General features: G+C 34.3%; 20 protein-coding genes. 9 read left to right on the top strand and 11 right to left on the bottom strand.

Features of this window, described 5'->3' with window-relative positions; all coding sequences use genetic code 11:
• Positions 1 to 79: 79 nt before the first annotated feature.
• The 6 genes from GN105_RS01940 to GN105_RS01915 all read right to left on the bottom strand — a co-directional run bounded on the left by GN105_RS01940 (position 80) and on the right by GN105_RS01915 (position 5592).
• On the bottom strand, positions 80 to 1174 hold the full coding sequence (locus tag GN105_RS01940) for a bifunctional 3-deoxy-7-phosphoheptulonate synthase/chorismate mutase type II (RefSeq protein ID WP_155283765.1): 1095 nt from the start codon (positions 1172 to 1174) through the stop codon (positions 80 to 82).
• A 99-nt stretch (positions 1175 to 1273) separates the two neighbouring features.
• Positions 1274 to 2050, bottom strand: coding sequence for a DUF6261 family protein (locus GN105_RS01935; protein WP_155283764.1), 777 nt, complete (start codon positions 2048 to 2050; stop codon positions 1274 to 1276).
• 495 nt (positions 2051 to 2545) lie between these two features.
• On the bottom strand, positions 2546 to 3388 hold the full coding sequence (locus tag GN105_RS01930) for a prephenate dehydrogenase (protein ID WP_155283763.1): 843 nt from the start codon (positions 3386 to 3388) through the stop codon (positions 2546 to 2548).
• A 30-nt stretch (positions 3389 to 3418) separates the two neighbouring features.
• Positions 3419 to 4246, bottom strand: coding sequence for a prephenate dehydratase (locus GN105_RS01925; RefSeq protein ID WP_155283762.1), 828 nt, complete (start codon positions 4244 to 4246; stop codon positions 3419 to 3421).
• A gap of 337 nt (positions 4247 to 4583) precedes the next feature.
• Entirely contained in the window at positions 4584 to 4829 is a 246-nt protein-coding gene (locus tag GN105_RS01920; protein ID WP_155283761.1) for a hypothetical protein, read from the bottom strand.
• 70 nt (positions 4830 to 4899) lie between these two features.
• On the bottom strand, positions 4900 to 5592 hold the full coding sequence (locus GN105_RS01915) for a ComF family protein (RefSeq protein ID WP_155283760.1): 693 nt from the start codon (positions 5590 to 5592) through the stop codon (positions 4900 to 4902).
• Positions 5593 to 5799: 207 nt separating this feature from the next.
• Between GN105_RS01915 and GN105_RS01910 the strand changes: the two genes are divergently transcribed.
• On the top strand, positions 5800 to 7344 hold the full coding sequence (locus GN105_RS01910; protein WP_155283759.1) for a glycine--tRNA ligase: 1545 nt from the start codon (positions 5800 to 5802) through the stop codon (positions 7342 to 7344).
• Between the two features lie 88 nt (positions 7345 to 7432).
• Here GN105_RS01910 and GN105_RS01905 read toward each other — a convergent pair whose 3' ends face one another.
• From GN105_RS01905 to GN105_RS01890, 4 genes are all read right to left on the bottom strand, one after another.
• Positions 7433 to 7858 carry a DUF2141 domain-containing protein gene (locus GN105_RS01905; protein WP_155283758.1) on the bottom strand — a complete coding sequence of 142 codons (426 nt, stop codon included), beginning with the start codon at positions 7856 to 7858 and terminating at the stop codon, positions 7433 to 7435.
• Between the two features lie 13 nt (positions 7859 to 7871).
• A complete protein-coding gene (locus GN105_RS01900) occupies positions 7872 to 8885 on the bottom strand; it encodes an NAD-dependent epimerase/dehydratase family protein (protein ID WP_155283757.1) in 1014 nt (337 codons plus the stop codon).
• Between the two features lie 239 nt (positions 8886 to 9124).
• The gene (locus tag GN105_RS01895) at positions 9125 to 10273 is read right to left on the bottom strand and encodes a serine hydrolase domain-containing protein (protein ID WP_155283756.1); all 1149 of its coding nucleotides are present in this window, start codon (positions 10271 to 10273) and stop codon (positions 9125 to 9127) included.
• A 48-nt stretch (positions 10274 to 10321) separates the two neighbouring features.
• Positions 10322 to 12781: a DUF5686 and carboxypeptidase regulatory-like domain-containing protein gene (locus GN105_RS01890; protein WP_155283755.1), complete on the bottom strand. Its 2460-nt coding sequence runs from the start codon at positions 12779 to 12781 to the stop codon at positions 10322 to 10324.
• Between the two features lie 176 nt (positions 12782 to 12957).
• Here GN105_RS01890 and GN105_RS01885 point away from each other — a divergent pair, with 176 nt between their 5' ends.
• From GN105_RS01885 to GN105_RS01850, 8 genes are all read left to right on the top strand, one after another.
• Positions 12958 to 14262, top strand: coding sequence for an anthranilate synthase component I family protein (locus GN105_RS01885; RefSeq protein WP_155283754.1), 1305 nt, complete (start codon positions 12958 to 12960; stop codon positions 14260 to 14262).
• 113 nt (positions 14263 to 14375) lie between these two features.
• Positions 14376 to 15308, top strand: coding sequence for a malate dehydrogenase (mdh, locus tag GN105_RS01880; protein ID WP_155283753.1), 933 nt, complete (start codon positions 14376 to 14378; stop codon positions 15306 to 15308).
• Between the two features lie 182 nt (positions 15309 to 15490).
• A complete protein-coding gene (gene sppA, locus GN105_RS01875) occupies positions 15491 to 17257 on the top strand; it encodes a signal peptide peptidase SppA (protein WP_155283752.1) in 1767 nt (588 codons plus the stop codon).
• A gap of 94 nt (positions 17258 to 17351) precedes the next feature.
• Entirely contained in the window at positions 17352 to 17552 is a 201-nt protein-coding gene (locus GN105_RS01870; RefSeq protein ID WP_155283751.1) for a hypothetical protein, read from the top strand.
• 125 nt (positions 17553 to 17677) lie between these two features.
• Positions 17678 to 18478 (top strand): TrmH family RNA methyltransferase, encoded by an 801-nt coding sequence (locus GN105_RS01865; protein ID WP_155283750.1) that lies wholly within the window; start codon positions 17678 to 17680, stop codon positions 18476 to 18478.
• 232 nt (positions 18479 to 18710) lie between these two features.
• Positions 18711 to 19457: a hypothetical protein gene (locus GN105_RS01860; protein ID WP_155283749.1), complete on the top strand. Its 747-nt coding sequence runs from the start codon at positions 18711 to 18713 to the stop codon at positions 19455 to 19457.
• A 3-nt stretch (positions 19458 to 19460) separates the two neighbouring features.
• Complete coding sequence (locus tag GN105_RS01855; protein ID WP_155283748.1) at positions 19461 to 20018, top strand: hypothetical protein; 558 nt, start codon at positions 19461 to 19463, stop codon at positions 20016 to 20018.
• Positions 20019 to 20074: 56 nt separating this feature from the next.
• Positions 20075 to 21217 (top strand): clostripain-related cysteine peptidase, encoded by a 1143-nt coding sequence (locus GN105_RS01850; RefSeq protein ID WP_155283747.1) that lies wholly within the window; start codon positions 20075 to 20077, stop codon positions 21215 to 21217.
• 30 nt (positions 21218 to 21247) lie between these two features.
• Here GN105_RS01850 and GN105_RS01845 read toward each other — a convergent pair whose 3' ends face one another.
• Positions 21248 to 22312 (bottom strand): pseudouridine synthase, encoded by a 1065-nt coding sequence (locus GN105_RS01845; RefSeq protein WP_155283746.1) that lies wholly within the window; start codon positions 22310 to 22312, stop codon positions 21248 to 21250.
• Positions 22313 to 22380: the final 68 nt, after the last annotated feature.

Raw genomic sequence — 22380 nt, 5'->3', positions numbered from 1 at the left:
GATTGGGAAAATCATAGGCAATTTCTTTATAAACGATATGGCTTGGTATTTTGTTTGTAATTAAAATAGGTTTTAGTTATTAACCATTGAGGATTTTTTCCTGTCGGTTGATAGATTCCTGATGGATAGCCTTAAAGATGTGCGTTATGAATTCTTCACTTAGTCCGCGTTGCTGACCTTCAAGAATCATTTTTCCCAAAATTGCGTGCCAACGTGAGTTTTGAAGCACTGCCACATTCTTTTCTCTCTTCAACTCTCCGATGTTGTCAGACAAACTCATTCGTTTTTTCAGCATATTAAGCAGTTGCTCATCAATAATATCAATTTTAGAACGTAGCTCTCCCAATCTGCTTTGATAATCTTCTTCGGAGGTGGTCTGCTTTCTTACCCGCAAGTGTTTCATTATCTGTATGAGGGATTCAGGGGTAACTTGTTGAGCAGCATCACTCCACGCTTGTTCCGGAGTTATATGTGTTTCTATCATCAGTCCGTCAAAGTTTAGGTCAAGAGCAGTTTGCGATACGTCAAAAATCATATCCCGTTTGCCTGTTATGTGCGAAGGGTCGCAGATAAGAACCAGCTCAGGAAACTTATTTTGCAGTTCGATGACAATTTGCCACTCAGGAAGATTGCGGTATTTCGTTTTTTCATAGGATGAAAAACCTCTGTGAATCACGCCGATATTCTTAACTCCTGCCATTAATAGGCGTTCGATGGCTCCTATCCAGAGTGGCAGGTCAGGATTTACCGGATTTTTTATAAGCACAATCTTTTCCGTGTTTCTAAGTTCATCGGCAATATCCTGAATGATAAACGGGCTGACGGTAGAACGTGCACCAATCCATAACATATCAATATCGTGTTCCAATGCCAGCCTTACGTGGTCTTTGTTGGCAACTTCGGTGGCAAGCTTCATACCTGTTTCCTCCTTAACACGTTGTAACCATTTCAAACCCAATGCCCCTACACCTTCAAACATACCGGGACGGGTGCGAGGTTTCCAGATGCCTGCCCGGAAGTAACTAACTTCGGTTTCCTTTAACTGATGTGCAATTTTCAGAACTTGTTCTTCTGTTTCGGCACTACACGGTCCTGCAATCACTAAAGGATGTGAAAGCTGCAAATCGTGTAACCATTTTTTATTCTCCGTTGTTATTTGTAGGTTGTTCGACATATGTTTTTTCTGTTACTTATGTTATTTGTGATGATTTTATTCGGTAAAAATTACCAACAGATGTAATATGATGCTTATTTTTCTTAAAATGTTTGTTGTTTAACGAATGTCGGATATGTTTTTGTCTTCTTTCGGTAGCATATTGTTTTTATTTGCGGAAGATGACGACAAACGTTTTTTATTGGCATTCATAGTATCTGTTATCAATTTATTCATTAAGTTCATAAAATTTAAACTTTCTGGGCTTTCGTGCAATAAATTTCCTGCAAAGGCATATTTTGTCAGGTCTCTATATATGGCATTTGTTTCTTTTTTAATCTGTTTGAAACTAACAAATGTGTTGGCAAGTTGGCTTTCTGACCTTCCTTCCGATAACTTTTGATATTCTTGGTTTTTAGCCTCTAAAGCAGTTACTGTTTTTGAGAGTCCCAATACATCAATATGTGTGTTGTTTTCACGTTTCATTAGGTCGTTAAGCATTGCACTGATGAACTGTGTCTTTTGCCGTACGGGAAGATATTGCAAGCCTTTGTAGTTTTTACTAACATCGTAAAGGATTGTAGCGGATTCTTTTCGGTTTTCTTCAATATTATTTTTTTCCAATCGGAAAGAAGATAGTAAGAACACGGCTAATTTGTTACGTTCCTTGTCGATGTCGGCAAGTTTCTTTGTCTCCTGACTTGCATAAGTCTGCCCGATGATTTCCGTTAGGATTTCCAACTTTTTTTGTAAGTCAGAAAAAAGAGTTTTTTCAATAAATAATTTCTCCGGAGTTGCTTTTGTAACAAGATTGATAACCCTTTCAATAAATTGAGCATACTCTGCAACGTTCAACTTCTCTAAGTTGATGGCTTTGATTTCGATGATTTTTTTCATTTTTGCTGACTTTTATATTAAAAAATTATTATACGAAGCAAATGTAATAATAATTATTGTAATGTAAGTGCTAAGTTTTTGTTAATTTTTTTATAATTTTGATTTTATATTCAATGAGCGTTATTTTTTATTGATTTGTTTTATTTTTAAAATCTGTTAGTAAATGTAATTTTTATAAAGTTTTTTATTTATAACTTACAAACCTATATATTTGTTTCAGTACTTTTTATGTGTATAGTTACAAGTGTATTATTTATGTTTGTATTTCGATGTTTGTAAAATTATAAACCTATTCTGTTAGCTATACAATTTTTATTTGTTGTGTTATAAACCTTATCAATATGTTTAATATATTTTAATTATGATGTTATGAAGCTATACGATAAGTTTGGTATTGTATATCTATAAAGTCATAAAACTATTTGTTGTGTTGTCTGCTTTGTGTAAATGATATGTTGTCAAATTTTTTTCTGCAGAAAGTTTATAAGCGTTTTATCAGCTGCGTAAAACTTTTCTGATGTGATTGATTTCTTTGATAGTGGTTCGTATTTCTTTTTCCTCGTGATTTTGTATCATAATTCTGAATTCGTTTAAGTTTTTTATGTACTCATCGAGTGATTTTAACACGTTTTCTTTGTTTTCCAAGAATATGGGACACCACATATCGGCATCACTTTTGGCAAGCCTTACAGTAGAGGCAAATCCTGTGCTTGCCAAATCAAATATGTTTTGCTCATCTTTTTCGATTTCTAATACGGTTTTCCCGAGCATAAAGGAGCTTACGTGTGATAAGTGGGAAACATAAGCTACGTGTCGGTCGTGGTCTTTTGGCGACATTGTTTTCAATCGCATACGCAATGCTTTTACTATGTCGGAAGCTATCTCCAATAGCTTGTTGTTGCTCTTTTCCGTTTCACAAAATACCATCACTTTATTGTCGAACAGGTTGTAAATGGCTGCTTCAGGACCTGAAAACTCGGTTCCTGCCATAGGATGTGATGCTATGAAATTCCCTCGATTGGGATGGTCAGATACACTTTGGCAAATATGTTCCTTGACAGAACCCATATCCATAACTACGGTTTGTTTGCCTGCGTGGTCAAGCGTTTTTTTTAGCACTTTCGGTATGATGTTTACGGGAACGGCTATGATGGCTACGTCTGCTTTGGCAATGTGGTTATAGTCGGTTTCTTTGTTGATGATACCTAATTCCAATGCTTTTTGTACATTGTTGGGATTGGTGTCTATTCCCCATATTTCGTATCCGCATCGTTTTCGTAATTCCAGAGCCATAGAGCCTCCTATGAGTCCTAATCCTATGATGACAGCTGTTTTCATATATAAAAAGTTATTAAAATAAGTGAACGTTTATGATAATTTATTTTTGTAAATGCCTAATACTTTAAAATCTTCCGCCATAATGGACAATAATTTGTGAGCTTTTTCAAAATCCTCGTACTTCTCAAAGATAATGTCCACGAAAAAAGCATATTTCCAAGGAGTTTCAATTATGGGAAGTGATTGTATTTTAGTCATATTTATCTTACAATCACTGATGACATTCAGCACAGTGGCGAGGCTTCCCCTTTTATGATGTACTTGAAATTTAATGGAGGCTTTGTTTGCCTGTTTGTCGATGATTGTGTTTTCAGCTTTTTGCAACACTACGAATCGGGTAGCGTTTACCTTCATTGTTTGTATGCTGTGTGCCAGTATTTGCAGTTGATAAGTTTCTGCCGCTGCTTTTGAGGCGATAGCTCCAATTCCTTGAAGTTGGTTGTCGTAAATGCGTTTTGCCGATGATGCAGTGTCAGAGTCTTCTACCAATTTTATATGGGGATAACTTTGAAAGAACTGTTTGCATTGCAATAACGCCATAGGGTGGGAATGGACTTCTTTAATTTCCTCGATTTTCTGATGAGGTAGAGCCATTAGGTTTTGTTGTATGTCAATATAATGTTCTCCAATGATAAACAGACCTAATTGGTCGATAAGAGCATAATTCGGTAAGATAGAACCTGCAATGCTATTTTCTAAAGCCATAACTCCCCATTGGGATTTTTCTTGTACGATTGACTGAGCCACTTTGTCAAATGAGGAACATTCTAATACGTTAGTTGCCTGCCCGAAGTATTCCTTTGCAGCTTGATAGTGAAATGACCCCTGAATTCCTTGAATTGCTATTGTTTGCGTCATACGAAGTGGTTATTAAAAAGAAAAAGCCTCGTATTACCGAGACTTTTTCCATTGTTTAATACTAAATTTATTTACTATGCTATTTTTATGTACACAAAGTCTCCGCTTTTATTTTATGAATAAAAGTAAAAATAATAAAAGCGGAAATATGTGTTATTGCTTGTCATTAATTTGTTAATTTCTCGCAAAGGTAAGAATTAAAATTCAATCGCAAAACTTTTTAGCAAAATTATGTTGGTTATGGCTGCGAAAATTGAAAGTGGGTGATATTTGGACAATAAAAAAATCTCAGCTATTTTATGCCGAGATTTTTATGAATCTGAATCAAACAAAAGAATTATTTCTTTTGTTCTTTGTTCTTCTTGCAGCAAGATTTTTTTTCTTTTCCTTCTTTTGAGCAAGATTTCTCGCTTTTGTCGCATTTTTTCTTGCCGTCTTTTTTGCAACAAGATTTCTTTTCTTGTTTTACTCCGTCTTTTTCTTGTACGATTTGTACTTCTTGGTCGAAGCTTGCAGCCTGAACATTTGCACTAAACGCAAACATTGAAAATGCAACTGCCATTAATTTTAAAGTGTTCTTCATTTTTTAAAAATTAAAGTTAATATTAAATTTACTAATCATCTCCTATTGGACTTTGTTTTTCCCAAAAGGTTTAATTATGTAATAAAGAATAAGCCATAGTCGCTAAACCTACCCTTACATTTTCTATTTTAATTAATTGATTATAACAACTTTCGATAGTTGCTCCGGTAGTAATCAAATCATCAACAAGCAGAACATTTTTTCCTTTTATTTTATCTCCATTTTGGATTGAAAAAATATCTTTACTATCAGCAAAACGTGACCATAAATCCTTTTGGGTTTGTGTGGTATTCGTTTTTACTTTTATCAGTACGTCATCAATGTATTCCGCTTGCAAAATTCGAGCCAAACATTTTCCAAAAAGAGCAACTTGGTTATATCCCCGTTTTTTTAACTTATTTTTATGTAAAGGAACGGGAATTACAATGTCTGTTTTTTGGAAATCTTGCACTGTTTTTATTTTTTCGCCCAACCAATTTCCCAACCAATTTCCGATTTCCTCCTTGCCTTTGTATTTCAATTGATGGATTAAATGTTGTACTACGCTATCTTTATGAAAATAAAAAAGTGAAGTGGCACAGAATAAATCGCATTGTCCGTAAAGCCGTTTTGTTATTCGATTTTCTTTTTGTAAATGCATCTGTGTTTCAGGAAGTTTTCCTCTGCAAGAGATACACAGAAAAGATTCCTTATCATTCAAGATACAACCACACCCCATACAGTAGTCAGGTAATATCACGGAAAGTAAATCCCTAAAAATCATAAAATCAGATTTATTTTCAGGGCAAAAATATGTTTTTTTGAAATTATTTACTATGTTTGTGCGTTAAATTTTTGGTAAAAGTATTGATAGGTATACTTTCACAAGGTAAATTGATATTTTTAATTATTAAAATAAGCTAAATAAGTGAATAAAAAGAATTTATATTAAAGATTTTTTGTGTTCATTTGTGATTTCAACTAAAAAACTATGGTAAATCAAGAAGATTTTTTCAAGAAAGTAATTTCTCACGCTAAGGAGTACGGTTATATTTTCCAGTCGAGCGAAATTTATGACGGGCTTAGTGCCGTTTACGATTACGGACAAAACGGAGTGGAACTCAAAAAAAACATTCGCGAATATTGGTGGAAAGCAATGGTTCAGATGAATGAAAACATTGTTGGGATTGATGCGGCTATTTTTATGCATCCCACTACGTGGAAGGCTTCGGGGCACGTTGATGCTTTTAACGACCCGCTTATTGATAACAAAGATTCTAAAAAACGTTATCGTGCCGATGTGTTGGTGGAGGATTATGTAGCCAAAATTGAAGCAAAAATTGAGAAAGAAATTGCAAAGGCAGAAAAACGCTTCGGGGAAGCCTTTGATAAAGAGCAATTTGTAAGCACGAATGCACGTGTGCTTGAATATAAAAACCAAGCAGAAACCATCTTGAAACGTTTGGCAAAATCACTTGAAAATGAAGATTTAGCAGACGTTAAAGCTTTGATTGAAGAGTTGGAAATTGCCTGCCCTGAATCGGGTTCAAAAAACTGGACAGATGTGAAGCAATTCAACCTGATGTTCGGAACAAAACTCGGAGCAACTGCCGATACAGCAATGGATTTGTACCTTCGCCCCGAAACGGCACAGGGGATTTTTGTAAACTTCTCAAACGTGCAAAAAACAGGACGAATGAAAATCCCGTTCGGAATTGCTCAAACCGGAAAAGCATTTCGTAATGAGATAGTTGCACGTCAGTTTATTTTCCGTATGCGAGAATTTGAGCAGATGGAAATGCAATTTTTTATCAAGCCCGGAACTCAAAAAGAATGGTACGAATACTGGAAAGAAAACCGTTTAAAATGGCATTTGTCATTAGGAATGGGCGATAACAATTATCGTTTCCACGACCACGAAAAATTGGCTCATTATGCCGATGCCGCTTGCGATATCGAATTCAAATTTCCATTTGGTTTCAAAGAATTGGAAGGAATTCACTCACGCACGGATTTCGACTTGGGTAATCACGAAAAATATTCTGGAAAGAAATTGCAATATTTTGACCCTGAGGAAAATAAAAGCTACGTTCCGTATGTATTGGAAACTTCCATCGGGTTAGACCGTATGTTTTTGGCAGTGTTTTCAAATGCTTTGCAGGAAGAGACTTTGGAGGGAGGCGACACACGTACGGTACTTCGTTTGCCTTTTGTGTTAGCACCGACAAAAGTGGCTGTGCTTCCACTACTTAAAAAAGACGGACTTCCTGAAATTGCTCGTGAGATTATAGAGGAATTGAAGTTTGATTTCAATGTGGCTTATGACGAAAAAGATGCTGTTGGGCGTCGCTATCGCCGTCAAGATGCAGCCGGAACGCCTTTCTGTGTAACCGTTGACCATCAAACCAAAGAAGACCAAACTGTTACCTTGCGTCATCGCGACACGATGGAGCAAATCCGTATTCCAATTTCACAACTGCGAGTTGCCATTGCCAAAGAAGTAGATATGCGAAATTGGTTAAAAAAGATAAAATAGAAAGTCATAAAATAATTAAAACGCTCAAAAAATAATTTTTTGAGCGTTTTTTATGAAAGATAAACTCGTGTAATATTAAAAACATTTTCTAAATCAGAGATATATCAATGTTTTCGTTTCCGTTTACAGAAAATTTTACTTGTTCAAATGTTGGAGCAGAAATTTTCGGACGAAAATTATTGGAAAATCCGTAACGTTCTTGAGGAATACCCCAAAAGTTTTTATCGGTTATTCCATTAGCATTTTCATCGTGATATACAGCAATGGCATAATCTCCATCAGGAATATCTGTAAAAGTATAGGATATTTGTTTTTTTGTTACTTTCACTCGTTTTTTTCTAAAATGTTGATTTTCTTTCAGAAATCCTTTTTCTTTGTTAAATAATCCGATTTCCACAAAGCCAGTATTCGTTTTTAAATTGTCCAAATTTACTGTAAGATTGCTTTGAGCTGATAATTCACAGTAAAAGAAAAGTAAAGGAGTAACAAATAAATAAGTAAGTGTTTTCTTCATAATTCAATTGTTTTTAAGAGTTAAAAAATCGTTTTATAAGTTTTTGGTTTGCTTCTTTGAAAGCTTCGTAAGGTTCTGATTTTCTCAGAAGTTGTTTTTTTATAATTGATTTAAAGACTTTTGTAAGGAATTTAATAAAAGGATTTACTTTGTTGGCAACCATTTTAAAATAATCATCTAAATCATCTCTTCTGAATTTTACGATATTTTCCAAGTCATCGCCATCGACATAGTAACCACAGTGAAAATTCTTTTCGGCAAAGGCTTTATCCGGAAAATTTAAGTTTCCAAGTCCGAAAATATTAAAAGATTTTTGCAGAAAATCTTCATAAGTTGTCCGGCATTGCGAACCTCCTCCCAGATTGAAAATCTTTGTGTTAAGTTCAGCTTGATGTTCCAAACCATTTACAAATGCTCGTGCAGTATCACTGGGTGTAGCGATTTCCATAGCTGTGTTCAAAGGCATATGGAACATTAGTTTTGATATTTTATGATTTCCCATAATTGCTGCTAATCGGAAGATTGTCCAAGATAATTTGGAGTTTTGAACTATTTTCTCGGATTGAATTTTTGTGATGGCATACTCATCACCTTCGCTTGGCGTCAAGGGGTCATTTACGGTGATATAAGGAGTTTTAACTCGGTCACCGTAAACCGAAATAGAGGAACTATACATAAAAAATGCTTGTGGAGAATTTTGTTCCAAAGCTTTAATAAGATTTTCGGTTCCTTTAACATTCACGCGTTCAGCGAGTTTCGGATTATCGTCAGCGAGCGGAGGGATAATAGCTGCCAAGTGAATTACGGCATCAACATTTTGTGTGGCTTTTACAACATCTTGAGTATTAGAAATATCTCCGTATATGATTTCAAAATTCTGTGGTAAACGGGCAAATTTCTTTTCTGTTTGTGGTGTTTTAATATCAAAAACCTTTACTTTGTAATACTTTTTTTCAATAAGTTGCTTTAAAACTTCGTAACCTACGGTTCCGGAAGCTCCCGTTAATAATATATTTTTAATTTGCATAATTTAAATTTTAGTAAAGAATACGCAATAACTGTGCTAAAATTATAAATTATACATATATTTAACATATTTTACTTATGTTTTATGATAAAAAAAGTATTTTTACTTTTAGTGGTGAACTTGTATCTAATCTTATTTTTCAAAAATTTCTAATTTGGAATTACTTTTTAGTTAATTTATTTGGATCAAGAAATTTTTTCAATTTATTTATTCTTAAATTAAAATGAATAATTTTGAATTTAATATCCAAAATCCAGATATTCGGCTCCTTCCAAAATAAAATCGGTTATGCGTTGTAAATAGATGTCAATCTGAGGATTAGAAGTGTTGAAAAGCATAGAAATTACTACCTGCTCTTGCGGATAAACATAAAACCAAGCATATCCACCTACACCATTACCGATATGTCCGTAATAAGGGCGACCGTTCCAATCCTTACTGGATTGCCAACCAATACTATATCCTGTTTCTCTGTCATCATCGGTACATAATGTCGTTAACATTTCATTTTCAATCTCCTGAGAAAGAAAATCGTGACAGATAGCAACATTTCCCAATTTGGCAACATCATTTGAGGTAGAAAGAAACCCTCCGCCTGCAAGTTTGTAGTAATTATGTACTTTGGTTGCTGGCTGAAAACCTTTCTTCGTTCGAGAATAAGGAATAGCTTGATTTTGAATTATTTTTCCTTTGTCAGCAAAAGTATTTTGCATTTGTAGAGGAAGTAAAACTTCATCCGAAACAATATCTTCGAATTTTTTGTTTAGGCAACGTTCCATAGCCAAAGAAACCAAATTCCAGTTGAAGCTACTATATAAATATTTCGTTCCGGGAGCAAATTCCAAGATGTCATTTTTGAACATACCAATCCCTTCTTCAATAGACATTGGTTTATTGCTGAAAATTTCATTTCCTTTATAACTTCGAATGCCTACCAAATGTCCTGCTAATTGTTTGATGGTGAAATCAAAAGGTTTTTTAGGAAAGTCGGGAACATATTCATAAAGTGATGTATTCCAATCAAATTCCTTTTTTTCTTGCAGGCGAGCCAGAGCCACAGCGGAAAGCGGTTTGGAAACACTTGCTATTCGGAAGAGAGTGTTTTGCGGGTCAATAGTTTTTTTCTTTTCAATGTCTGCATATCCGTATCCTTTTTGCCAAATTACGTGATTTTGTTTAGTAATAGTAACGGACGCTCCTGGAATTCGTTTTTCTTGCAAGAGAAAATGTATGATTTTTTCAGCTGACTTTTGAGCATCGTCAAATGAAATCACTTCGGAAGGATTCTTTCTGAAAACTTCAACATCCGTAAGAGGTTTATTTTGTCCGAAAAGTGATTGAAAAAATGAAAAAATAGTTGAAAACAATAGAATATATTTTAAGTTCATTGATGAAATTATGAAAAACGAGGCAAAAGTAATAAAATTAATTTCAATTTAAAACCTCAGTCCAAACATTACCCCATCACGTTTGAATCCGCCTTGATAAGCTCGGACGTATTCCACCCGAAGAAAACGTACCATTCCCCAACCGATATTTTCCAAACCGAAGGTAAACTCTTGGTAAGGTTTTGAATTTTGCCGATTGATTTGATGAAATCCGGTGGTAAAATGCCATTGTAATTTGTTAAAAAGTGGAATTTTATTTGAAATGTAACCATTAAAACGATGCCGGATATGCGTTTCCAAATAATTTTTGTTTGTAGAATGCGAATAATAAGGCAATAAGTAAAACGAATTATTCGGATTTTCTTCCAACTGCACGTGTGTTTGATTTCCGTTAAAATGTTTATAATCAATAAAGCTGATGCCTTTAGCATTAAAAAACGCACCACCTCGCATATTGATGTGAAGATTTCCTTTATTATCAAAAGAGGGCGTATATTTTATTCGCCCTTCCAGATGCTGATATTGCAAGGCTTTCTGACTGGCACTAAATGCATTAGTGAAGTTCAAATGAAACGACGGATACGGGTTGTCGTAATCATAAATACGTCGTTTGGGTAAAGAAGTATAAGTACGGTTGATGTAAAAATCAGCATTTACGGAAAATTTTGCAACATAATGTTTTTCAAAACTTTGCTCATAATCATACGGCAATAACGGATTGTTGGAAGTGTAAGGTTTGTCTTTTTTCGACCAAGTATAATCCGTATTGTTAAACAAAGGTTTACGCTGGCTGAAGGAGAAAATTCCCGAAAGATTGATATTGTTTGAAATGTCCTGTCCGTACGAAATGTTTAGGAATTCATTATTGTATAATTTCATATAATTATCCTTGAAATACAAGGAGGCAGAAGCATCTACCGCTCCTGAAATCGGATTTTCTTTATTGAATTGCTGAGCTTGTACACCTCCCGAAATCCGAAGTTTTGCATTGTTGATTCGGTTGAACTGTCGGGTAATTCCGCCTGTGATACGCAGGCGATTTTCGGCAAAACCGTACTGCAAATCTGTGTAAATATTGGTTGAAGCGAAGGTTTCTTTATTGGATTTGTAAAAAGAAAAACCACTACCGATAAACCAACCTTGTACGGTGTTAAAGCCGACACTCATCGGGTCAGCCAATCCGTTGTAAGAGAAATAAATACCTTTGGATTTTTTTCTGTAATTATATCCTGTAAAGATGTCCCAAACGCTGAATTTATTGCGTTTAGTTTCTACGGAATCAATGTATTTGTCCGACGAACGCACCAACTCAATACTGTCTTTTTTGATGTAATTTTTTGTTTCTTCCTCGGTAAGCGGAATTTGGCGGAATTTTTCCCAAAATAGGCTGTCTTTTTTATTGGCATTGTCCGAAAAACTTCGAATTTCTCCTCTAAATTCTTTTTTATCAAAAGCGTCTTTAAAAAGATAATTACTATAAACGTACGAGAAAATTCCTTCTAATTCAATCATAAATACTTTCGCTTTCAAATCAATGGTTTGCAGGTTTTTATGCCAGATTTTTTCTTTTTCATTGTACCTGAAATTCTGCACCAAATGAAGTTCCTTAATTGCAGGATTTTGAATACGATAGCCTTTGATAATGACGTCCACGCCGTAAATCGCCCAAGAATCTTCCACAATGTAGATGTAACCTTCAAAAACAGGTTCTTTGTCTCGCTTTGGAAATAATTTTATCTTGTTGATTAAACGCCCTTTATCGTCATAAAATGTGCTTTCCAGTTCGTATCTGTAATAAGTAAAAGCTGCATTCGCAATGGGGGAGATCGTTTGGGTTTCAAAATTCAGATATTCGTCATAGAAATCAAAATTAGCTTCGGCTGCGGTGTTGAAACTGAATCCGTTACTGTTACCTGCCACTTTTGAAGCGATGATGTGTTCCTTTACTTTGTTGGGTTTCTGAAACTTAACTTTTGAAATGGTTTCCGACTGATACACAATTCCCGAGCGGGTAGAATCCAAACTTCCGCCCAAATCGCCCACCTCTTGCCCTAAAATCTTTTTAGGAACGTTTTTCATTCGCAGGAAACCTTTGGAATAAAAGTCGGCTTCGAATTGGTCGGTTTTTTCGCTATTTTTGGTTCGATTTTTTATCGCATTGCGGATGATAGCATTTGCAGGATTGTCTTTATTGCTGACAATCACTTCACTAAGTTGGAAACTTTCTTCGGTAAGAATTATGTTTAATTCGTGAGGAAAGTTTTCAATATCAAGCTGTTTCTTTTCTGTTTTGTATCCTAAGGACTGAAAAACGAGTGTTAATTTTTTGTTTTGCGTACTTAAAAGGTAGTCGCCTTTTTCGTTGGTTGTCGTTCCGATGGTTCCATTTTCCTGATAGATGTTCACAAACGGAATAGGCTGGTTATTTTTATCGGTAACTTTGCCTTTTATTTGAGAAAAAGATGTAAAGGTTGCGAAAAATAGAACAAAAAAGGTTAATTTCTTCATATTATCAATAAGTTTGGCTTGAAAACTTCGCAAATATAGAAATAAATGTAAAGAATCAAAAAAATATGTATTTTTGCGTAGTGATTTTAAGAATCTCATTGTCAATATGTAATTTCAAACAGATATACGGTGAGAAATATTAAAGTTCGGCAAGAAAAGCAAAATCTTAAAAAAAAATGCGTATCGAAAAGAAGTTTAAGATAGAGTCTCTGAAAAATATAAAAAAGAAAGCCTTATTTTGGGCAAATTCCTTACAAACCGAGATGATTTGGCTGGATTCGAACCAATATCCGGACAAATATCGCCGATTTGAAGCCGTTTTGGCGTTTTATCCGCATAAAATATTAAAAAAATATGAATCAAAAGGTGCTTTTGATGCGTTGAAATCGTTTGTTGATGTTACAAATGACTATATTTTTGGTTATTTGTCGTATGATTTAAAGAATGATGTTGAAGATTTGCAATCAAGTAATTATGACGGATTACAATTTCCTGAACTTTATTTTTTTCAACCCGAAAAAATAATTTTTTTTCGAGAAGATTCGCTTATTTTCAGCTATTTGGAAAACGTTTCTCAAGAAATTGATGATGATTTTCAGCAAGTTTGTAACTTTTTAGCAATATCAACTTCAAAAAAGGTAGCGTTTTCGCAAAAAAATCCGGTGTCTGCACGAATTTCAAAAGAGAATTACGTGAAACAGGTCGGAAAAATGCAAAAACACATTGCCCGAGGCGACATTTATGAAGCTAATTTCTGTCAGGAATTTTATATTGAAAATATTGAAATTGAGCCTCTTGCAGTTTATGAAAATTTGAATGATATTTCAGCACCTCCCTTTGCCGTTTTTTTGAAGTTTGACGAGAAATATGTTTTGTCCGCATCTCCGGAGCGTTATTTACGAAGAAAAGAGAATGTGGTTGTCTCTCAGCCAATTAAAGGAACGGCAAGGCGTTCTGATAATCAGGAAGAAGACAAAAAACTCTGTTTGGAATTGGAGCAAAATCCGAAGGAACGTTCTGAAAATGTGATGATTGTGGATTTGGTTCGCAATGATTTATCACTTTATGCCGAAAAGGGAAGCGTAAAAGTTACGGAATTATGTAAACCCTACACTTTCAAGCAAGTACATCAGTTAATTTCAACTATTGAAGTAAAATTGAAAGAAGGAACGCATTCTGTTGATGTGATTCGTTCCACCTTCCCGATGGGAAGTATGACGGGGGCTCCGAAAATTTCGGCAATGCAAATAATTGAAAATCTGGAAGCTACTAAGCGTGGCGTGTACAGTGGGGCAGTGGGTTATTTCACGCCGAATGCGGATTTTGATTTTAATGTGGTTATTCGTAGTATTTTGTATAATTCTGAAAATGAGTACCTTTCTTTTTCGGTAGGAAGTGCCATCACCGCCGAAGCCATTGCCGAAAAAGAATACGAAGAATGCCTCGTAAAAGCCAATGCAATGCGTAAGGTGTTGGAATAGGGAAAATTTCCGTACACAGACAAAAAAATAATGGTTATTCGTTGCTTTATTTGTCAAAAAATCGTACCTTTGATGCTCGGAAAAAGGATATAACATAATAAAATATATAAAATATGAAAGTAACAGTGGTAGGTGCAGGAGCCGTAGGTGCAAGTTGTGCCGAGTACATTGCAATTAAGAATTTTGCATCAGAAGTAGTTTTAGTGGACATCAAAGAAGGTTTTGCTGAGGGTAAAGCAATGGATTTGATGCAAACAGCTCCACTTAACGGATTTGACACACGAATTGTAGGGGTAACAAACGATTATTCAAAAACAGCAGGAAGTGATGTGGCAGTTATCACTTCAGGTATTCCACGTAAACCCGGAATGACTCGTGAGGAACTTATCGGAACTAATGCCAATATTGTAAAATCAGTTGTGGAACAATTGGTGAAGTATTCGCCTAACGTGATTGTGATTGTGGTGAGTAATCCGATGGACACAATGACATATTTGGTTAGAAAAGCTACAAACCTACCTAAAAATCGTATTATTGGAATGGGAGGAGCTTTGGATAGTGCCCGATTTAAATATCGTTTGGCTGAAGCGTTGGAATGCCCACTTTCAGATGTTGATGGTATGGTAATTGCCGCTCATAGCGATACAGGAATGCTTCCTTTAACTCGTTTGGCTACACGAAACGGAGTGCCTGTTTCAGAATTTTTATGTGAAGATAAATTGGCAAATGTAACTCAAGAAACCAAAGTAGGCGGAGCTACTTTAACAAAATTATTGGGAACTTCGGCTTGGTATGCTCCGGGGGCAGCAGTTTCTGCTTTGGTTCAGGCAATTGCGTGTGACCAGAAAAAAATGTTCCCTTGTTCGGTAGTTCTTGAGGGCGAGTATGGGCAAAGCGACATTTGTTTGGGAGTTCCTGTAATTGTTGGTAGAAATGGAGTTGAAAAAATCGTTGAAATTAAATTAAACGATGCTGAAAAAGCTAAATTCCAAGAAAGTGCAGCAGCAGTAAGGGAAGTAAACAAAGATTTGAACAGTGTTTTGTAAAAGAATCATTTACAAATAAATTTAACTGAGGGCTGCCTTTGGGTAGCCTTCTTTTTTGGAAAGAAAGGTAATTTTACTTGTAAATTTCAAAAAAATACAAAAAGCTGATAAAAAATATTATATTTGCGAGCTATCAATTTTCAACTGATGGTATTGATATAAAATTTAATTTATTTGAAGTTATGAATTTTCTGAAAAATGTATTGGCTGCCGTTTTGGGCTTTTTTATATCCATTGGGATATTTTTTGTATTGTTTCTGATTTTTATTTCAATGATGGTTTCTTCTTTAGGAGCAAATGATACGAATGTCGTTGTGAAAAAAAATTCTGTTTTGGAATTAGATTTTAAAACACCTTTGAAAGATTATGCCGAACGTGTTCATATTGAGGATTTTGATTATACGATAGAAGAATTCAACGGAATGAATTTCATTTTACAAGCCATTGAAAATGCCAAAACCGATGACCGAATAGAGGGAATTTCCATTAAAAGTCCCGGAAATATAGGCGGACTTGTATTCGTACAGGAATTGCGTGCGGCTTTGCAAGATTTTAAAACTTCAGGAAAGTTCGTTTTGGCGTATAATGATATAATTCCTCAAAAGGATTATTATCTTCAAACTGTAGCAGATGGTATTTTTTTAAATCCGCTTGGATATTTGAATTTCAGAGGGTTATCTTCAGAAGTACTATTCTTTAAAGATATTCAGGAAAAAACAGGCGTAACGATGGAAGTCATTCGTCACGGAAAATACAAAAGTGCAGTAGAACCGTTTCTTGATAATAAAATGAGTGAAGAAAATCGCCTGCAAATCACAACATTACTGAATTCGATGTGGAGTGTCATCGTGGAAGATATTTCAAAAGATAGAAATATTCCAATTGAAAAATTAAATCAAATAGCTAATAATTTAGATGCAAGAACTCCTCAGTTAGCAATGGAAAATAATTTGATTGATGGGGTGATTTTTAAAGATGAATTTGAACAAATTTTATGTGACAAAACGCAGTCTTCAGAAATTAATGATGTGAATTTTATTAATATTGAAGAATATGCTGAAAGTGTGGCAAATAAAGTTAGTTTAAAGAAGATAAAAGACAAAATTGCTGTGATTTATGCCGAAGGAAATATTATATATGGAACGGGAAAACCAGGCGTCATAGGAGATGAAACCATTATAAAATCTTTAAGAAAAGCCACTGAGGATAAAAACGTTAAAGCTATCGTGTTGCGGGTAAATTCTCCCGGAGGCAGTGCGTTGGCTTCAGAGTTGATTCACAGGGAGATAGAAATTGCTAAAAAACATAAAAAAGTATATGTTTCAATGGCTAATTACGCTGCTTCGGGCGGATATTACATTGCTTGTAACGCTGATAGAATTTTTGCCGAAGAAGGTACCATCACAGGTTCTATCGGAATTTTCGGAGCGTATCCTAATGTAAACAAATTGTCAGAAAAGTTGGGGGTTAATGCAGAACAAGTTACAACGCATTCTAATTCAATGGAATATAGTTTGTTCGAAAAGCCAACTGAAAGTTTTATTAAAGAAGCCAGAGAGTCGGTAGAGAATATTTATGACGTATTTCTCAATAGAGTTGCAAAAGGTCGTAATATGTCTGTAGAACAGGTAAATGAAATTGCTCAAGGACGTGTGTGGAGCGGGAGAGAAGCTTTACAAATTGGTTTGGTGGACGAAATAGGAACGCTAAATGATGTTTTGTCTTTCGTAGCAAAAGAAAATGCTTTAGAATCTTATAAAATAGAATCATATCCAATTTTTAAAACGAGCCTAAAAGAGATGTTTCAGGAATATCCGACTTCTATAAAGGTAAATACATTGCAAAAAGAAATGGGTAAAGAGGCTTATGAAATGTACCAAAAGATTCAAAATCTTTCTCAACAAGAAGGAATTCAGGCTCGTATGTTATTTGATGTTAATTTAGATTAATTCTATTGATTAACTAAAAATTAACGAATCTTTATCATATTCTTTCGCTTTTATTTCTTATCTTTGCTATAGAGAAACAAAAAGAAAAATTATTATGAAAAGACCTATGATTGAGTACACTAAAATGATTTTATCAAAGGTAAGTTTTGACCCAGGATTATTTCGTAAGGAACTTACAAAAGCAACAGATAGGTTGCTGCCTTATGAGGTAGAGGAGTTGAAAGTTTGGTTAGATGCCTATACCAAAAATAAGCCAGAATTGATGGAATGTGTGGCTTACATAGAAAGTAGATAGTATTGATTTTATTCATAACTTGAGGAGAACGGTAGCGTTGAGGCTGCCGTTTTTTTGTTTTCGTACTGAAAATAAATTTACTGACAAGATATTTTATAAATTTGCAATTCGAATTTTAACAGAAGATGAAAGAAATTACAAGTGTTCAGAATCCGTTTATTAAACGATTGATTTTGCTTAGGGAAAAATCCCGAAACAGAAAAAAAGAAGGTGTCTTTGTCATTGAAGGGGAACGTGAAATACGGTTGGCAATTCAAGGAAATTATATTTTGGAAACTGTATTGTTTCAAAAAGAAATTTTCTCGGAAGAGAAGGTAAAACGCTTATTGCCAACAGGAAATAAAGAAATCCAAACTATCTGTATCTCAAAAGACGTGTATGAAAAATTGACCTATCGTTCATCAACGGAAGGGATTATTGCTGTTGCAGAAACGAAATCCCATTTATTGAAAGATGTTGATTTTAAGGGTAATAATCCTCTTGTTTTGGTGGCGGAGGCTCCTGAAAAGCCCGGAAACATAGGAGCTTTGTTGCGTACTGCCGATGCAGCTGGTATTGATGCTGTTTTGATAGCCAATCCTAAAACAGATTTATACAATCCCAACATAATTCGCTCAAGTGTTGGATGTCTTTTCACAACTTCGGTGGCAATGGGAACAACCTCTGAAATCATTTCTTTTTTGAAAGAGAAAAATATAAAGATATTTTGTGCAGCTCTTTCAGCTTCAAAGCCTTACACGGAAGTATCATTTAAAGAGGCTTCGGCGATTGTTGTTGGGACAGAAGATGAGGGACTTACAGATGAATGGCTGCAAAATTCTCACCAGAATATCATTATTCCGATGGAAGGTGTTATTGATTCAATGAATGTATCTGTGGCTGCTGCGGTTTTAATTTTTGAAGCGAAAAGACAAAGGGAGGTATAATGTGTTTTCTATTTTGAGTGAAAATTATTATTTTTTATAGATAGTGTTATGGGGATAATCTTTTTGTTATTTATAAGTTGTGTGTTTTTATTTAGTTGATGATGTGCTTTTTATATTTTTATTTAGATTGTTTGTAAATATAAAAAACTTTTGTATGTTTGTGCTTTAAATATTTGAATAAAAAATAAGTTAATTTTTAAAAATAACTAAAAATGAGAAAAAAATTAAGGGATTGACATTATTCACAATAAGTATCGTTGTATTGGCTTGTAGTAAAACAGAAGAACAGAATGTTCAAAACGAAGTAAATACCATTGAGAATTTATTAAGTAGTGATTTACTCAAACAAATTGAAGTTTCAAACAAAGCACAACATCAGTTGATGTTACAAAGTGTTGAGGAGTTAAAGGAAGAGGGTGATGTTGTAACAATTGATCAAATTAATGATAGAATTAAAGAGAATGGAGTGGCTTTCAAGTCAAGTGGTATCTATCAAGAGTTTGAAAATACCACCTCAGTAGAGACACTTCAAAAATACATAAAACTCTTTTCAGAAAGATTAATAAGATTAGGAGATACAATTTCCGATGATGCCCTGCCAGAGCAGGTTTTATCTCTTTATGATAAAGAAAAAGATTTGTTTATTGAAGAAATTTTGACAAATCAGACACTTTTAAAAGATGAAAAAAGAGATATAATCGTTTACTTATCAATATCTAATGCTCGGTTAATTACGCAGCTTTCAGTATATGAAGATGTTCAAACACTTTTAACAGGACAAGTCGAAACCAAATTTTTTGGAAGAGCTTGGCGATGGATAAAAAAGCAATGGAACAGCATTGTTAACACTTGTGCATTTGGAATCGTTGGGACCGTTGTTGGTGGGGTGTCTTATTATACAGGGGTTGGAGCGGTTGTAGGTACCGGACTTTTGAAGGCAGGATTACCTCGTTTGGGATATTGTTTTAATAGAAGATAGTTTATGAAAAAAATATGCTTTTTTTTACTTACCTTTCTGTCATTGGAAGTAATCGCACAAAAAGGGTTCTATGAAAGTATAGAAATCAGTTTTGGCTCTAATTTCAGTAAAGACAAGAGTGCGATGACGGCTATGGATGCAGATTTTATTGGAGGATATGAATTTTCTGAAAAATTTAGGATAGGAGTAGTGTTTCCGGTTTCGTATATGGTTTTCAGAGATGAACTCAAAGCAAAACATAAAGGGATTTCTGTTGGCTTAGGCATCAATACCAATACTCTCTTGTGCACAAATGATGTTATTTCGCTTAGGGCAGATGTAACTCTTGGTATTTGCGATTTAAATCCTTCTACAAAATCCAATCCCGACTGGATTTTTTTCAGAGGAAAAGCAGGACTTCAATGTTATATCAATACCTTGTCAACCAACAAAATTAAGCCTTTTGTGAGTTTAGGAGTGAGTTATTATTTTGATTCTCACGAATTACCTGATGGTAAAATTAAGGATTATCAATATGTAGTCCCTTTGATTGGGATTGGTTTTAAATCAAAATTTTTCTAAGTTCAAAAAATCCCTCAAAAAAATAACTATTTTGAGGGATTATATTTTTTAAGAATATGTCATATCCAAAGTTTTTGTCTCTGTTTTTTATTTTGCTATTGGTTGCTTGTTCTGAGGATGAATTGGATATAGAAAAGCCCGAAACTATTTTTCCGTATAAAAAACATACGGTTATTTTGTATGCAATGGCAGATAATGATTTATATCTGTACGCTGAAAAAAATATTCAGGATATTGAAAATCAATGGAAAGATTCATTTGACGGAAATTTTGTAGTAGTGCTTGATACTCCTGATTACATTCGTGATAAACGCCCTTCTGTTTTCAAAATCGAAGCAACTGAAAATATTAAAATTTTGCCTCATTTAACTGATTTTCAGTCTTCCGACAAGGAGGTGATGAAGAAAATACTTACCGATATAAAATTGCAATTTCCTTCAGATAAATACACGCTTATTTTATGGTCACACGGAACGGGTTGGCTTCCGCAAAAGTTTGATTTAGAACAGGATTTTAGTGTTCCTTCAAAATCATTTGGGAAAGATAAAGGACACGAAATGAGTATTTTTGATCTTTCTGAAGTGCTTCCTGATAATGGTTTTGACACCATTATTTTTGATGCTTGTTTTATGGCTTCTGTTGAGGTTTTGTATGAGTTACGTAAAAAGTCAAAATATTTCATTGCTTCATCAGCAGAAATTTTGCAAACGGGATTTCCGTATCAATCACTTACATCTATGTTCTTTGATGACAGCAAAACACCAATACATTGGGCAACATATTTTTATGATTTCTACAATAATAAAAAAGGAATGTATCGTTCGGCAACGATTAGCGTTACTGAAAATTGTTTTTTTGATGAGTTAGCACAAGCGGTTAAAAATTTTCAGATTTTTGAAAAACAATCTGTTGATTTTATTAAGGAACAAAAAATTCAACGATTTGATCGCTCCAAAAATCCCATTTTTTACGATTTTTATGATTACTTAGAAAAACTTGATGAAAGAAACACAATCCAGCTTCAAAATATCAGAAAAATTTTAGAAAAATTGATTCTTTACAAAGCACATACTCCCAAGTTTGCCAAACAGTTAGAGATTAATGCCCATTCAGGATTAACAACTTATGTTTTTTTGAAAGAACCGAGTTTAGTATTATCTTCTTATTACAAGAAATATGCTTGGTATATGAATTTATAAACAACGAACTGCCATTCAGGCAGTTCGTTGTTATTTTATGTTTTTCAAATTTATGATTTCTTGTTGAGTTAGTCTTCTCCAATGTCCTCGAGGAAGGTCTTTTTTTGTTAATCCTGCAAAAACAACACGGTCTAATTTTTCAACATTGTAACCCAAATGCTCAAAAATACGGCGTACGATGCGGTTTCTTCCACTGTGAATTTTTACCCCGATTTCATTTTTAGGTTTGTCGTTCACATAGCTAATTTCATCAACTTGGATAAATCCGTCTTCAAGCTCAATTCCTTCTTCGATTTTTATAAAATCCTTATAATCCAGCTTTCTGTCAAGTACAACGTGATATATTTTTCGTACTCCGTGAGTTGGATGTGTTAATTTTTTGGTTAATTCACCATCATTTGTAAGTAGCAGAAGTCCGGTTGTTGGTCTGTCCAAACGCCCAACAGGCAAGATACGAGCCGTTGTAGCATTTGCTACCAAATCCATAACTGTTTTTCGTCCTTTTTCATCGTTTGTGGTGGTGATGAAACCTTTGGGTTTGTTTAGCAAGATGTACTCTTTTTTCTCGGAAGTAATTACTTTTCCGTCAAATTTTACAATATCCGTAGGTTTTACACGATATCCCAACGTTGTCATTACCTCTCCGTTTACTTCAACATTTCCTGATGAGATATAAATATCGGCATTTCTTCGAGAACAAATTCCAGCATCTGCGATGAATTTATTCAATCGAATTTCTGCATTTACAGGCGTTGGAGCTTCACTTTCGTAATTGTTGTTGTAATTTTTCTTAACAAAAGGTTTTTTATAATCATTATTCTTTTTGAAATTAGGATTATAAGTCTTTTTTCGTCCTGAATCTTCTTTAAAATTAGGATTATATGTTTTTTTGTAAGAATTTGTTTCTGTTTTTTCAGAAGAAAATCGATTGTTATTGTTTTTTCTGAAGTTGTTTGATTTTGGTTTGTAGTCAGAATTCTCAGAGGAATTATTATTGTATTCCTTTTTGAAGTTGCTTGAATAAGTTTTTTTCTTGTAGTTATTGGTGCGTTGTGAATTTGAATTTTCTCTGCTGGAATACTTTTTATTTTCCATAAGTTTCTCTATTTATTATGATTATTTTGGAGATTGATATTTTAAATTAAATGCTTCTAAAGGATGCA

It is taken from the genome of Capnocytophaga felis (assembly GCF_009684755.1).
Classification (GTDB): Bacteria; Bacteroidota; Bacteroidia; order Flavobacteriales; family Flavobacteriaceae; genus Capnocytophaga; species Capnocytophaga felis.
Note: the sequence above shows the minus strand (reverse complement) of the source record. Positions and strands in the feature narration are given on the sequence as shown.

Excerpts from the sequence above, each read along its gene's own strand:
- GN105_RS01940 (WP_155283765.1), bottom strand. The coding sequence starts at position 1,174 with ATGTCGAACAACCTACAAATAACAACGGAGAATAAAAAATGGTTACAC.
- GN105_RS01935 (WP_155283764.1), bottom strand. The coding sequence starts at position 2,050 with ATGAAAAAAATCATCGAAATCAAAGCCATCAACTTAGAGAAGTTGAAC.
- GN105_RS01930 (WP_155283763.1), bottom strand. The coding sequence starts at position 3,388 with ATGAAAACAGCTGTCATCATAGGATTAGGACTCATAGGAGGCTCTATG.
- GN105_RS01925 (WP_155283762.1), bottom strand. The coding sequence starts at position 4,246 with ATGACGCAAACAATAGCAATTCAAGGAATTCAGGGGTCATTTCACTAT.
- GN105_RS01920 (WP_155283761.1), bottom strand. The coding sequence starts at position 4,829 with ATGAAGAACACTTTAAAATTAATGGCAGTTGCATTTTCAATGTTTGCG.
- GN105_RS01915 (WP_155283760.1), bottom strand. The coding sequence starts at position 5,592 with ATGATTTTTAGGGATTTACTTTCCGTGATATTACCTGACTACTGTATG.
- GN105_RS01910 (WP_155283759.1), top strand. The coding sequence starts at position 5,800 with ATGGTAAATCAAGAAGATTTTTTCAAGAAAGTAATTTCTCACGCTAAG.
- GN105_RS01905 (WP_155283758.1), bottom strand. The coding sequence starts at position 7,858 with ATGAAGAAAACACTTACTTATTTATTTGTTACTCCTTTACTTTTCTTT.
- GN105_RS01900 (WP_155283757.1), bottom strand. The coding sequence starts at position 8,885 with ATGCAAATTAAAAATATATTATTAACGGGAGCTTCCGGAACCGTAGGT.
- GN105_RS01895 (WP_155283756.1), bottom strand. The coding sequence starts at position 10,273 with ATGAACTTAAAATATATTCTATTGTTTTCAACTATTTTTTCATTTTTT.
- GN105_RS01890 (WP_155283755.1), bottom strand. The coding sequence starts at position 12,781 with ATGAAGAAATTAACCTTTTTTGTTCTATTTTTCGCAACCTTTACATCT.
- GN105_RS01885 (WP_155283754.1), top strand. The coding sequence starts at position 12,958 with ATGCGTATCGAAAAGAAGTTTAAGATAGAGTCTCTGAAAAATATAAAA.
- mdh (WP_155283753.1), top strand. The coding sequence starts at position 14,376 with ATGAAAGTAACAGTGGTAGGTGCAGGAGCCGTAGGTGCAAGTTGTGCC.
- sppA (WP_155283752.1), top strand. The coding sequence starts at position 15,491 with ATGAATTTTCTGAAAAATGTATTGGCTGCCGTTTTGGGCTTTTTTATA.
- GN105_RS01870 (WP_155283751.1), top strand. The coding sequence starts at position 17,352 with ATGAAAAGACCTATGATTGAGTACACTAAAATGATTTTATCAAAGGTA.
- GN105_RS01865 (WP_155283750.1), top strand. The coding sequence starts at position 17,678 with ATGAAAGAAATTACAAGTGTTCAGAATCCGTTTATTAAACGATTGATT.
- GN105_RS01855 (WP_155283748.1), top strand. The coding sequence starts at position 19,461 with ATGAAAAAAATATGCTTTTTTTTACTTACCTTTCTGTCATTGGAAGTA.
- GN105_RS01850 (WP_155283747.1), top strand. The coding sequence starts at position 20,075 with ATGTCATATCCAAAGTTTTTGTCTCTGTTTTTTATTTTGCTATTGGTT.
- GN105_RS01845 (WP_155283746.1), bottom strand. The coding sequence starts at position 22,312 with ATGGAAAATAAAAAGTATTCCAGCAGAGAAAATTCAAATTCACAACGC.